3 protein-coding genes are annotated in these 14,678 nt (G+C 64.9%); 2 read left to right on the forward strand and 1 reads right to left on the reverse strand.

Translation table 11 applies throughout. The features are described from left to right. Positions 1–123: 123 nt before the first annotated feature. On the reverse strand, positions 124–675 hold the full coding sequence (locus BFQ01_RS24310) for an RNA polymerase factor sigma-70 (protein WP_027603895.1): 552 nt from the start codon (positions 673–675) through the stop codon (positions 124–126). A 302-nt stretch (positions 676–977) separates the two neighbouring features. On the opposite strand from BFQ01_RS24310, the gene BFQ01_RS24315 reads away from it, so the two are divergent. Together BFQ01_RS24315 and BFQ01_RS24320 are read left to right on the forward strand one after the other, a co-directional pair. Beyond that, positions 978–1,730, forward strand: a complete 753-nt coding sequence (locus BFQ01_RS24315; RefSeq protein WP_065927223.1) for a thioesterase II family protein — start codon at positions 978–980, stop codon at positions 1,728–1,730. A gap of 51 nt (positions 1,731–1,781) precedes the next feature. Further along, the gene (locus tag BFQ01_RS24320) at positions 1,782–14,678 is read left to right on the forward strand and encodes a non-ribosomal peptide synthetase (protein ID WP_065927224.1); all 12,897 of its coding nucleotides are present in this window, start codon (positions 1,782–1,784) and stop codon (positions 14,676–14,678) included.

Below are 14,678 nucleotides of genomic sequence, written 5' to 3' on the forward strand. Positions count from 1 at the left end.
CAGGAAGCACGCGTTATCGTTGACGTTTTTCGCGAGCAAGCTCGCTCCTACAGGAGGCGATGTACGCTTAACTGACTGGCATTAGGGCTTGCCCGCTCACCACAACAAGCCCTTTCACCTCAATCACACCCGCCGTGCAAACGTATCGCTATGGTTGCCGGACACCTTGCGGCAGTGCACCAGCGCATCGCGAATCATGAAGTTCACCAACGTCGGTGAAACCCCCAGTTCCTTGGCAATGTCCTTTTGCGGCACACCGTGCAGGCGGTACATCTCGAACGCGTAGCGGGTGCGCTGGGGCAACTCCGTCAGGGCGTCGGCGATGTTTTCCAGGGTGTTGAAATTGATGTGGGAGGTTTCCGGTGAAGCGCCGTGAATGACCACATTCAAGCCTTCCTCTTCCGTCCCGGAATATTTGAGTTCCAGGGCCTGCTTGCGGTAGTGATCGATCGCCAGGTTGCGCACGATCTGGAACAGATAACTCAGTTGGGCCTTGAACGATGACGTGATCGTCGGCGCCGATTGCAGGCGGAAGTAGGCATCCTGCACTACATCCTCGGCGCGGGAGCGGCACCCGGTAATACGTGCCGCAATCTTCACCAGAATCAGTCGATTGTCGACAAATGCCTGGAGAAGCGGTGAGTCGCACCTGCCTGTGGATACTTGTTCCGTCATGGAAATCACCTTGTCGCAAAAGAGGTTAGGGGAGGGCGTCCTTGCTGAGGCCTCCTACACATCGGGCAACAAATTATGCTGAATGATAATGATTGTCAAATGAGAAGGCGAACTAATCTTATGCTTTCTTGTTTGGTGTGAACCACGTCTCGCAGGTACCCGGCGACTAATTATTTGCCGGTGCCGTCCGTTCTTCTGGGTGACAGGGTCGCTAGTCAAGCGGCCAAGGATCAGCACCCGCAGGAGGACGACATGGGTTTTTATCGTGCACACAGCGTGTTTCAGTTTGGAGTCGTCGCTGGATGACTACGCCGACTCGACTGCGCCTGTTCTGCCTGCCCTATTCGGGCGCCAGCGCCATGGTTTACGCACGTTGGCGCCGCACGTTGCCGGAGTGGTTGCAGGTGTGTCCGCTGGAACTGCCTGGGCGGGGCATGCGCATGGACGAGCCCCTGCAGCGCGATATCAAGGCCTTGGCGGCGCAGCTCGCGGAGGAAATCAGTCGCGACTTGAGCGGCCCTTACGCGTTGTTCGGCCATAGTCTCGGCGGCCTGCTGGCCTTTGAATTGGCCCACGCGTTAAACGCACGAAATGTCCCTGCGCCGCTGGCGCTGTTCGCCTCCGGCACGGCCGGTCCGGCTCGCCGCGATGTCAGCGAATACGCCATCGAAAAGACCGACGCGCAACTGATCGCCCGCCTGCGCGAACTGCAAGGCACCGCCGAAGAAGCCCTGGCCAATCCCGAGCTGATGCAGTTGATGCTGCCGATCCTGCGTGCCGACTTCCTGCTGTGCGGCAGCTTCACCTACGGCGAGCGCAAGCCGCTGGACCTGCCGATCCATGTGTTCGGCGGCAAGCAGGACAGCGTGCGCGCCGACCAGTTGCTCGACTGGCAGCTCGATGCCGCCAGCGGTTTTTCCCTGGACATGTTCGACGGCCACCACTTCTTCCTTATCCAGCACGAAAGCGCCGTATTGCGCTGCGTGCGGCGCTATGCCGACGAACACCTGGCCCGCTGGCGCATTGGCGCGGCGCGGCAACTGGCCGCCGGCTGATCGCTCTCCCATTCCCGAATTTCCCGTAAGCCGATTTCAGGCAGGAACCCCATGATGGACGCCTTCGAACTTCCCCGCACCCTGGTCGAGTCCCTTCAACGTCGCGCCGCCCAGGCCCCGGACCAGGTCGCCCTGCGCTTCCTCGCCGAGTCGGCCGAGCACAACGTGGTACTCAGTTACCGTGACCTGGACCAACGCGCCCGCACCATCGCCGCCGCCCTCCAGGCCAATGCGGCACAGGGCGACCGTGCGGTGCTGCTGTTCCCCAGTGGCCCGGACTACGTCGCGGCGTTCTTCGGCTGCCTGTACGCCGGGGTGATCGCGGTGCCGGCCTACCCGCCGGAGTCCACCCGCCGTCATCACCAGGAGCGTTTGCTGTCGATTATCGGTGACGCCGAACCGCGTCTGTTGCTGACCATCGCCAGCCTGGCCGATGGCCTCGCGCAGATCGAAAACGCGCCGCCGGTGCTGAGTGTCGACACCCTCGACGCACAGATCGCCAGCGCCTGGAGCGCCCCCGACCTGCACCCCGACGACATCGCCTTCCTGCAATACACCTCCGGCTCCACCGCGTTGCCCAAGGGCGTGCAAGTCAGCCACGGCAACCTGGTGGCCAACGAAGTGCTGATCCGGCGCGGCTTTGGCATCGACCTGAACCCTGACGACGTGATCGTCAGCTGGCTGCCGCTGTACCACGACATGGGCTTGATCGGTGGCCTGCTGCAACCGATTTTCAGCGGCGTGCCGTGCGTATTGATGTCGCCGGCCTATTTCCTCGGCCGGCCGCTGCGCTGGCTCGAAGCGATCAGCGAATACCGCGGCACCATCAGCGGCGGGCCGGATTTCGCCTACCGCCTGTGCAGCGAGCGGGTCAGTGAGTCGGCCCTGGAACGCCTGGACTTGAGCAACTGGCGCGTGGCCTATTCCGGCTCCGAACCGATCCGCCTCGACACCCTCGAGCGCTTCGCCGAGAAGTTCGCCGCCTGCGGGTTTACCTCGGATAGTTTCTTCGCCTCCTACGGCCTGGCCGAAGCCACCCTTTTTGTCGCCGGCGGCCGGCGTGGCCATGGCATCCCGGCGCTGCGCGTCGACGAGCAGGCCCTGGCCGCCAACCGCGCCGAGCTGGGGCAGGGCAGTGCGATCATGAGTTGCGGCACCTCCCAGCCGGAACACGCGGTGCTGATCGCCGACCCGCACACACTGAGCGAGCTGGCCGACAACTGCGTCGGCGAACTCTGGGCCAGCGGCCCGAGCATCGCTCACGGCTACTGGCGCAACCCGGAGGCCAGCGCCAAGACCTTCGTGCAGCATGCCGGCCGTACCTGGCTGCGCACCGGTGACCTGGGCTTTATCCGCGAGGGCGAGGTGTACATCACCGGTCGCCTGAAAGACCTGCTGATCGTGCGCGGTCATAACCTGTACCCCCAGGACATCGAACAGACCATCGAGCGTGAAGTGGAAGTGGTGCGCAAGGGCCGGGTCGCGGCGTTTGCGGTGAATGACAACGGCCTGGAAGGCATCGGCATCGCCGCGGAAATCAGCCGCAGCGTGCAGAAGATCCTGCCGCCTGAAGCGCTGATCAAAGCCATCCGCCAAGCCGTGGCCGAGGCCTATCAAGAAGCGCCGTGCGTGGTGGTGCTACTCAACCCCGGCGGCCTGCCCAAGACCTCAAGCGGCAAGGTGCAGCGTGCGGCGTGCGCGCTTCGGCAGGCCGACGGCAGCCTCGACTGCTACGCGCAGTTCCCCGATCTGCGCGCCCAGGCGAGCGCTGTTGTGCTGGAATCCGAACTGCAAAGCCGGATCGCCGCGATCTGGTGCGAGCAGTTGCAGGTTGCCACGGTGGCGGCCGATGACCACTTCTTCCTGCTCGGCGGCAACTCCATCACCGCCACTCAGGTGGTGGCGCGCCTGCGGGAAACCCTCGGCCTGGAGCTGAACCTGCGCCTGCTGTTCGAGGCGCCGACGCTGTCCGGGTTCGCCGCCGGCGTGGCGCACCTGCAACAGGACGGCGGCATTGCCCAAGGTGCGATCCGCCCGTTGTCGCGCCAGGACGAACTGCCCCAATCCCTGGCCCAGAACCGCCTGTGGATCACCTGGCAACTGGACCCGCAAAGCAGCGCCTACACCATCCCCGGCGCCCTGCGCCTGCGTGGCGAGCTGGATGAAGACGCGCTGCGCTCGAGCTTCCAGCACCTGATCCAGCGCCACGAAGCCCTGCGCACCCGCTTCTATGAACGGGATGGCCAGGGCTTCCAGCGTGTGGAGGCCAACAGTGATTTCGACCTGCAGGTTATCGATCTCAGCGACTTGCCCGTCGCCGAGCGTGAAGCCCGCGCACAACAGATCCGTGAGGATGAAGCCCACACTCTGTTCGACCTGGAAAAAGGCCCGCTGCTGTGGGTGACCCTGGTGCGCCTGGACGAAGACGATCACCAGTTGCTGGTGACCCTGCACCACATCATCGCCGATGGCTGGTCGTTGAATATCCTCATCGACGAGTTCTCGCGCCTGTACGCCGCCGCAAGCCAGGGCCAGGCCCTGGTGTTGCCGCCACTGGCCTTGCAGTACGCCGACTACGGCAGCTGGCAGCGCCAATGGCTGGCCGACGGTGAAGGCCAGCGCCAACTGGCGTACTGGAAAGCGCAGTTGGGCGACGAGCATCCGACCCTGAGCCTGGCCACCGACCACCCGCGTGCGGCCCGGCAACGCCACAGTGCGTCGCGCCATAGTGTGCGCCTGAGTGTCAGCCTCAGCGAGGCGATTCGCCAGACCGCCCAGACCCACGAGTCCACGCCGTTCATGCTGTTGCTGGCGGCGTTCCAGACCTTGCTCTACCGCTACAGCGGCCAGCGCGATATCCGCATCGGCGTGCCCAACGCCAACCGCCCGCGCCAGGAAACCCAAGGCCTGATCGGCTTCTTTATCAACACCCTGGTGCTGCGGGCCGAGCTGGACGGGCGCCGGCCTTTCGCTGAGCTGCTGGCCGCCACCCGCCAGACTGCATTGGGCGCCCAGGCCCATCAGGACCTGCCCTTCGAGCAACTGCTGGAAGCCTTCCCGCAAGCCCGCGAACAAGGCCTGTTCCAGGTCATGTTCAACCACCAGCAACGTGACCTCAGCGCCTTGCGCCGCCTGCCGGGCATGCTCGCCGACGAGCTGCCCTGGCACAGCCGCGAAGCCAAGTTCGACCTGCAGCTGCACAGCGAAGAAGACCGCAACGGGCGCCTGAGCCTGTCCTTCGACTACGCCGATGAACTGTTCGACACTGCGACCATCCAGCGCCTGGCCGAGCACTTCATCCACCTGTTGCAAGCGGTCTGTGAGCAACCGCAGCAAGCCCTCGGCGACATCCAGCTGATGCAGCAGGATGAACAGCAAACGTGGTGCCAGGCGCCGTGCGCACCCGCTCAACAATGGCTGCCCGAACTGCTCAACCAGCACACCTCGGACAACACCGCGCTGGTTTGGCAGGACGGCAGCCTGACCTTCGCCCAACTGCACACCCAGGCCAACCGCCTGGCCCATTACCTGCGCGACAAAGGCGTCGGCCCGGACGTGTGCGTAGCCATCGCCGCCGAGCGTTCGCCGCAGTTGCTGGTGGGCCTGCTGGCGATCATCAAGGCCGGTGGTGCCTATGTGCCGCTGGACCCGGATTACCCCGCCGAGCGCCTGGCCTACATGCTCAAGGACAGCGGCGTGCACCTGCTGTTGACCCAGACCGCATTGCTGGACCGCGTACCGAGTGCCGAAGGCGTGTGCGTGATTGCCATGGACAGCCTGCACCTCGACAGCTGGCCGACCCAGCCGCCCGGCCTGCACCTCGATGGCGACAACCTCGCCTATGTGATCTACACCTCCGGCTCCACCGGCCAGCCCAAGGGCGTGGGCAATACCCATGCGGCCCTGGCCGAGCGCTTGCAGTGGATGCAGGCCACCTATCAACTCAATGACAGCGACGTGCTGATGCAAAAGGCACCGATCAGTTTCGACGTGTCGGTGTGGGAATGCTTCTGGCCGCTGATCACCGGCTGCCGCCTGGTGCTGGCCGGTCCTGGCGAGCACCGCGATCCGCACCGCATCGCGCAGTTGGTGCAGGCGCACGGCGTGACCACGCTGCACTTTGTGCCGCCGCTGTTGCAGCTGTTTATCGACGAACCGCTGGTGCCCGAGTGCACCAGCCTGCGTCGCCTGTTCTCCGGTGGCGAAGCCTTGCCTGCCGAGTTGCGCAATCGCGTATTGGCGCAGTTGCCGGCGGTGCAATTGCACAACCGCTATGGCCCGACCGAGACCGCGATCAACGTCACCCACTGGCAGTGCCGCGCCGAGGATGGCGAGCGCTCGCCGATTGGCCGGCCGCTGGGCAATGTGATCTGCCGCGTGCTGGACGAGCAGCTCAACCCGTTGCCGGCCGGTGTGCCGGGCGAACTGTGCATTGGCGGCATCGGCCTGGCGCGCGGTTACCTTGGGCGTGCCGGTTTGACCGCTGAGCGCTTTGTCGCCGACCCGCTGGGCGAGGCGGGCGCGCGCCTGTATCGCACCGGTGACCGCGCACGCTGGAGCGCCGATGGCGTGCTCGAATACCTCGGCCGTCTCGATCAGCAGGTCAAGCTGCGTGGCTTCCGGGTGGAGCCGGAAGAAATCGAAGCGCGCCTGCTGGCCCTGGACGGTATCGCCCAGGCCGTGGTGCTGGTGCGTGACGCGCAGTTGATCGGTTACTACACCGCCCATGCCGCCCTCGACGAACAGGACGTCAAAGCCGCCCTGGCCGCCGAGCTGCCGGAGTACATGGTGCCCGCGCAACTGATGCGCCTGGACGCGATGCCCCTGAGCCCCAGCGGCAAGCTCGACCGTCGCGCATTGCCGGCGCCGGTGTGGCAAACCCGCGAACACATCGAGCCCGAAACACCGTTGCAGCAGCAGATTGCAGCGATCTGGCGCGAAGTACTCGGCTTGGCAACAATCGGCCTGCGCGATGACTTTTTCGCCCTCGGCGGCCACTCGCTGCTGGCCACGCAAATCATCTCCCGCACCCGCCAGGCCTGCGACGTCGAATTGCCGTTGCGCACCTTGTTCGAGGCCAGCGAGCTGGGGGCTTTTGCCGAGCAAGTCGGCCTGATCCAGGCCAGCGGTCAACGCAACCAGCAAACCGCAATCGCCACCGTCGACCGCAGCTTGCCGGTGCCGTTGTCGTATTCCCAGCAGCGCATGTGGTTTCTCTGGCAGATGGAACCGGACAGCCCGGCCTACAACGTCGGCGGCATGGCGCGCCTGCGTGGCGTGCTGGATGTGGGGCGTTTCGAGGCGGCGTTGCAGGCCTTGATCATGCGCCACGAAACCCTGCGCACTACATTCCCGAGTGTCGACGGCGTGGCCTATCAAAAGGTGTCGGCGCAGACCGGCCTGCGCATGGACTGGCAGGATATGTCGGCGTTGAACGAAGGCGAGCGCGAGCAGCGTTTGCAGCAACTGGCCGACCACGAGGCGCACACCCCGTTCAACCTGGAAACCGGGCCACTGCTGCGTGCGTGCCTGGTCAAGGCCGGTGAGCGGGAGCACTACCTGGTGCTGACCCTGCACCATATCGTCACCGAAGGCTGGGCCATGGACATTTTTGCCCGTGAACTCAGCGCGCTGTACGAAGCCTTTATCGATGAGCGCCTGTCGCCGCTGGCACCGTTGCCGGTGCAGTACCTGGACTACAGCGTGTGGCAACGCCAGTGGCTGGAGTCCGGCGAACGCCAACGCCAATTGGACTACTGGACCGCGCAACTGGGCAACGAACACCCACTGCTCGAATTGCCCGGCGACCGCCCACGGCCACCGGTGCAAAGTCACCGGGGCGAGCTGTACCGCTTCGACCTCAGCGACGATCTGGCCGCCCGTGTGCGTGCCTTCAACGCCGAACGTGGCCTGACCCTGTTCATGACCATGACCGCCACCCTGGCCGTGCTGCTCTACCGCTACAGCGGCCAGACCGACCTGCGTATCGGCGCGCCGGTGGCCAACCGCATTCGCCCTGAAAGCGAAGGGCTGATCGGCGCGTTCCTCAACACCCAGGTACTGCGTTGCCAGCTCACGGGGCAGATGAGTGTTGCCGAGCTGTTCGAGCAGGTCCGTCACACCGTGATCGAAGGCCAGTCCCATCAGGACCTGCCGTTCGACCATCTGGTGGAGGCCCTGCAACCGCCACGCAGCGCGGCGTACAACCCGTTGTTCCAGGTGATGTGCAACGTGCAGCGCTGGGAATTCCAGCAGAGCCGCCAACTGGCCGGCATGACCGTCGAATACCTGGCCAACGATGCTCGCGCGACCAAGTTCGACCTCAACCTGGAAGTCACCGACCTCGACCACCGCCTGGGTTGCTGCCTGACCTACAGCACCGATTTGTTCGATGCACCGCGCATCGCGCGCATGGCCGAGCATTGGCGCAACCTGCTCGAAGCGTTGATCGCCAACCCGCAACAACGCCTCAGCGAACTGCCGTTGCTGAGCGCCACCGAGCAACGCGCGTTGCAGGACAGCCTGGGAGTGGAGGCGGGCGAGCATCGTCTCGACCAGTGCCTCCAGCAACTGTTCAGCCAGCAGGCGCTCAAGCGTGGCGATGCCCCGGCGCTGACCTTTGCCGGTGTGACCCTCACCTACGCTGAACTCGACGCCCGCGCCAACCGCCTGGCCTGGATGCTGCGCGAGCGCGGCGTGGGCCCGCAGGTGCGGGTCGGCCTGGCGCTGCCGCGCTCGCTGGAAATGGTCATCGGCCTGCTGGCGATCCTCAAGGCCGGTGGCGCCTATGTGCCGCTGGACCCGGAATACCCGCTGGACCGCCTGCACTACATGATCGAAGACAGCGGCATCGGTCTGTTGCTCAGCGATGCGGCGATGTTCGACGCCCTTGGCGAATTGCCGGCGAGCGTGGCCTGCTGGTGCCTGGAAGATGACTTGCCGGTGCTGGCCAATTACTCGGCCGGCGAGCTGCCGTTTATCAGTTTGCCGCAACATCAGGCCTACCTGATCTACACCTCCGGTTCCACCGGTAAACCCAAGGGTGTGGTGGTGTCCCACGGTGAAATCGCCATGCATTGCCAGGCCGTGATCGAGCGCTTCGGCATGCGCCCGGACGATTGCGAGCTGCATTTCTATTCGATCAACTTCGACGCCGCCACCGAGCGTCTGTTGGTGCCGCTGCTCAGCGGTGCGCAAGTGGTCCTGCGCGCCCAGGGCCAATGGGATGCCGAGGAAATCTGCGGGCTGATCCGTACCCATGGCATCACCATCCTTGGTTTTACCCCGAGCTACGGCAGCCAGTTGGCGCAGTGGCTGGCGACCCAGCACCAGACCTTGCCGGTACGCATGTGCATCACCGGCGGCGAAGCGCTGACCGGCGAACACCTGCAGCGTATCCGCGCGGCGTTCCAGCCCGAGGTGTTTTTCAATGCCTATGGGCCGACCGAAACCGTGGTCATGCCCCTGGCCAGCCTGGCGCCGCAGCAGTTGGAAGAGGGCGCCGCCAGCGTGCCGATCGGCAGCATCATCGGCGACCGCGTGGCCTATATTCTCGACGCCGACCTGGCCTTGGTGCCGCAAGGCGCGACCGGCGAGTTGTATGTGGGCGGCGCCGGTCTGGCCCAGGGTTACCACGAACGTCCGGGGATGACGGCCGAACGGTTTGTCGCCGACCCGTTTGCCCGCCAGGGCGGTCGTCTGTATCGCACCGGCGACCTGGTGCGCCAGCGCGCCGATGGCCTGGTGGAGTACCTGGGGCGTATCGATCACCAGGTGAAGATTCGCGGTTTCCGTATCGAACTGGGCGAGATCGAAACCCGCATGCTGGAGCACGCAGCCGTGCGCGAAACGGTGGTGCTGGCGCTGGATTCGCCGAGTGGCAAGCAACTGGTGGCGTACCTGGTCAGCGACGCCGACCACGGCACCTTGCGTGAGGCGCTCAAGGCCCATCTCAAGGCGCAACTGCCGGACTACATGGTGCCCGCGCACCTGATCGTACTCGACAGCATGCCGCTGACCGCCAACGGCAAGCTCGACCGCCGCGCCCTGCCGCAACCCGATCCCGAGGCCAATCGGCAACCGTACGTGGCGCCGCGCAACGAGCTGGAAAGCACCTTGGCAGCGATCTGGTGCGCGGTGTTGAACGTGCAGCAGGTCGGCCTCGACGATAACTTCTTTGAACTGGGCGGCGATTCGATCCTGTCGATCCAGGTGGTCAGCCGCGCGCGGCAGGCGGGGATTCATTTCAGCCCTCGCGACCTGTTCCAGCACCAGACCGTGCAAACCCTGGCCGGGGTGGCCACGCGCTCCGAGCAGGTCAGCGCCGAGCAAGGCGTGCTCACCGGCGCTTCGGGCCTTACACCGATCCAGCACTGGTTCTTTGACACCGATATTCCCGCGCGCCAGCACTGGAACCAGGCGCTGGTGCTCAAGCCGCTGCAACTGCTCGAGCCTCATCGCCTGGAGCAAGCGCTGCTGGCGGTACTCGAACACCACGACGCCCTGCGCCTGAGCTTTACCCGGCGCGATGCGCAATGGCATGCCGAACACCTGGCCGTGCCGAAAGGCGGCGTGCTGATGCAGGCGCAAGTGCGCGACATGCAACAGTGCACCGCGCTGTTCACCGACACCCAGCGCAGCCTCGACCTGCAACACGGCCCGCTGGTGCGCGCCTTGCTGGTGGATGGCCCCCAAGGCCAGCAACGCTTGCTGATCGCGATCCATCACCTGGTGGTGGACGGTGTGTCGTGGCGCGTGTTGCTCGAAGACCTGCAAAACGTTTACCGCCAGCTCAGCGACGGCCAGTCCGTCAGCCTGCCGGCCAAGACCAGCGCCCTGCGCGATTGGGCCGCGCGCTTGCAGGCGTATGCCGGCAGCGAATCCCTGCGTGAAGAACTGAGCCTGTGGCAGGACCGGTTGGCCGGCTCTGACGCGGCATTGCCCGTGGCCCGCCCGCACGGTTCGCTGCGCAACCGTGATGCCGATACCGTCAGCGTGCGCCTGGATGCCGAACACACCCGCCAGTTGCTGCAACAGGCGCCGAGCGCCTACCGCACCCAGGTCAACGACCTGCTGCTGACCGCCCTGGCCCGTGTGCTGTGCCGCTGGAGCGGGCACGGGTCGGCGCTGATCCAGCTCGAAGGCCATGGCCGCGAAAGCCTGTTCGACGACATCGACCTGACCCGCAGCGTCGGCTGGTTCACCAGCGCTTACCCGCTGCGCCTGACCCCGCAAACCGGGCAGGGCGATTCGATCAAGGCGATCAAGGAACAGCTGCGTGCGGTGCCCCATAAAGGTTTGGGCTATGGCGTGCTGCGTTACCTCGCCGATGACCTGTGCAAACAGAGCATGGCCGCCTTGCCGAGTGCGCAGATCACCTTTAACTACCTTGGCCAGTTTGACCAAAGCTTCGGCGCCGATGCACTGTTCCACCCACTGGACGAATCGGCGGGCCTGGCCCATGACCCGGATGCGCCGCTGCCCAACGAACTGAGTGTGGACAGCCAGGTGTACGGCGGCGAACTGGTGCTGCGCTGGACCTTCAGCCGCGAACGCCACGACCCACAGGCCATCCAGGACCTGGCGCAGGCATACCTGGCCGAACTGCATGCGTTGGTCGCCCATTGCCTGGAGGACAACGCCGGCGGCCTCACGCCGTCCGACTTCCCCCTGGCGCACTTGAGCCAGTCGCAACTCGACAGCTTGCCGGTACCGGCCAGCGCCATCGAAGACGTGTACCCGCTGACCCCGATGCAAGAGGGCCTGCTGCTGCACACCCTGCTGGAACCGGGCACCGGCCTCTACTACATGCAGGACCGCTACCGCATCAACAGCGCTCTGGACCCCGAGCGTTTCGCCCAGGCCTGGCAAGCGGTGATCGCTCGCCACGAAGCCTTGCGCGCCTCGTTCTGCTGGAACGTCGGCGAAGACATGCTGCAAGTGATCCACAAGCCGGGCAGCACGCCGATCGAGTACCTGGATTGGAGTGCCGACCAGGAAAGTGAACAGGAACCGCGCCTGCAAGCGCTGCTCAAGGCCGAACGCGAAGCCGGTTTCGATCTGCTCAACCAGGCGCCGTTCCACCTGCGCCTGATCCGCGTCGGTGAAGCGCGCTACTGGTTCATGATGAGCAACCACCACATCCTGATCGATGCCTGGTGCCGCTCGCTGCTGATGAATGACTTCTTCGATATCTACATTGCCCTTGGCGAAGGCCGTGAGGCGCAGCTGGCCACGCCGCCGCGCTACCGCGACTACATCGCCTGGCTGCAACGCCAGAACCTGGCCGAAGCACGCCAGTGGTGGCAGCAGAACCTGCAAGAATTCGAGCGCACCACGCCGATCCCCAGCGACCGGCCGTTCCTGCGCGAACATGCCGGCCACAGTGGCGGCATGGTGGTGGGTGACTGCTACACCCGCCTCGACGCCCGTGACGGTGCGCAACTTCGCGAACTGGCCCAGGCCCATCAACTCACCGTCAACACCTTTGCCCAGGCGGCCTGGGCCTTGGTGCTGCGACGCTTGAGTGGCGAGCGTGACGTGCTGTTCGGCGTCACCGTGGCCGGGCGCCCGGTGGAAATGCCCGAGATGCAACGCACCGTCGGCCTGTTTATCAACAGCATCGCGCTGCGGGTGAAGCTGCCCGAAGACGATCAGCGTTGCAGCGTACGCCAGTGGTTGAACGCGTTGCTCGACAGCAATATGCAACTGCGCGAGTACGAATACCTGCCGCTGGTGACGATCCAGGAACACAGCGAACTGCCCAAGGGCCAGCCGCTGTTCGACAGCCTGTTCGTGTTCGAAAACGCCCCGGTGGAAGTCTCGGTGCTGGACCGCGCCCACAGCCTGAATGCCACCTCGGACTCCGGCCGCACCCACACCAATTTCCCGCTGACCGCCGTGTGCTACCCGGGGGATGACCTCGGCCTGCACCTGTCCTACGACCAGCGTTACTTCGATGAAACCACCGTGCAGGGCATGCTCGGTGAATTCAAGCGCCTGCTGCTGGCGCTGGTGCAGGGCTTCCATGGTGACATGGCCGACCTGCCACTGATGGGCGAACAGGAACGCGCGTTCCTGTTGGACGGCTGCAACCAGAGCGAACACGCCTACCCGCTGGAACGCAGCTATATCGAGTTGTTCGAAGCCCAAGTGAGCGCGCATCCGCAGCGCATCGCCGCCCGTTGCCTGGACCGGCAATGGACCTATGACGAGCTGAACCGGCGCAGTAACGGCCTGGGTCATGCATTGATTGCGGCGGGCGTCGGCCTGGACCAACCGGTGGCGTTGCTGGCCGAGCGTAACCTCGACCTGCTGGGCATGATCATCGGCAGCTTCAAGGCCGGTGCCGGTTACCTGCCGTTGGACCCGGGCCTGCCACGCCCGCGCCTGAGCCGCATCATCGACCTGAGTCGCACACCGTTGCTGGTCTGCACCGAGGCGTGCCGCGAGCAGGCCATCGAGCTGCTGGACGGCGTCGACTGCCAGTTGCTGGTGTGGGAGGACGTGCCTGCCCGTGGGGAAAATCCGGGCATCTACAGCGGCCCGGACAACCTTGCCTACGTGATCTACACCTCGGGCTCCACCGGCTTGCCCAAAGGCGTAATGGTCGAACAGCGCGGCATGCTCAATAACCAATTGAGCAAGGTGCCATATATGGACCTGACGCCAGCGGATGTGATCGCCCAGACCGCCTCGCAAAGCTTCGATATTTCCGTGTGGCAATTCCTCGCCGCGCCGCTGTTCGGCGCACGGGTGGATATCGTGCCGAACAGCATCGCCCACGATCCGCAGGGCTTGCTGGCCCATGTGCAGGCACACGGCATCACCGTGCTGGAAAGCGTGCCGTCGCTGATCCAGGGCATGCTTGCCCAGGATCGCATCAACCTGGACGGTTTGCGCTGGATGCTGCCGACCGGTGAAGCGATGCCGCCGGAGCTGGCGCACCAGTGGTTGTTGCGTTACCCGGAGATCGGCCTGGTCAACGCCTACGGCCCGGCGGAATGTTCGGACGATGTGGCGTTCTTCCGCGTCGACCTGGCGTCTACCCGTGGCACTTACCTGCCGATTGGTACGCCGACGGACAATAACCGTTTGTACGTGGTGGATGGCGCGCTGGAATTGGTGCCCCAGGGGGCGGTCGGTGAGTTGTGCGTGGCCGGCACCGGGGTGGGCCGTGGGTATGTCAGCGATCCGCTGCGCACCGCCCAGGTGTTTGTGCCGAACCCGTTCGGCGCACCGGGAGAGCGCCTGTACCGCACCGGCGACCTGGCACGGCGGCGCAGCGATGGCGTGCTGGAGTACGTCGGGCGTATCGACCATCAGGTGAAGATTCGCGGCTACCGCATCGAGCTGGGTGAAATCGAAGCGCGCCTGCACGAACATCCGCAAGTGCGCGACGCGGCAGTGGGCGTGCAGGAAGGCGTCAACGGCAAGCATCTGGTGGGTTACCTGGTGGCCGCCGATGAGAGGCTGAATCCGGGCGAACGCCTGGACCGCATCAAGCAACGCCTGCGCGCCGAACTGCCGGAGTACATGGTGCCGCTGCACTGGCTATGGCTCGAGCGCCTGCCGCTCAACGCCAACGGCAAACTCGACCGCAAGGCCCTGCCGGAACTGGAGATCGGCCAGTTGCACAGCCAGGACTACCTGGCACCACGCAACGAACTGGAAAACACCTTGGCCGCGATCTGGGCCGAGGTGCTGAAAGTCGACAGGGTCGGCGTGCAGGACAACTTCTTCGAACTGGGCGGCCACTCGTTGCTGGCCACGCAGATTGCTTCGCGCGTGCAGAAGACCCTGCAGCGGGATGTGCCGCTGCGGGCGATGTTCGAATGCAGCACGGTGGCGGAGTTGGCCGCGTACATCGAGGGGCTGGCGGCCAATGAAATCAGTGCGGAGAAGGTGGATCGGTTGAGTGATTTGATGGCGGAGCTGGAAGGGCTCTGA

The sequence above is a fragment of the Pseudomonas sp. 8 R 14 genome, from assembly GCF_900005955.1.
Classification (GTDB): Bacteria; Pseudomonadota; Gammaproteobacteria; order Pseudomonadales; family Pseudomonadaceae; genus Aquipseudomonas; species Aquipseudomonas marginalis.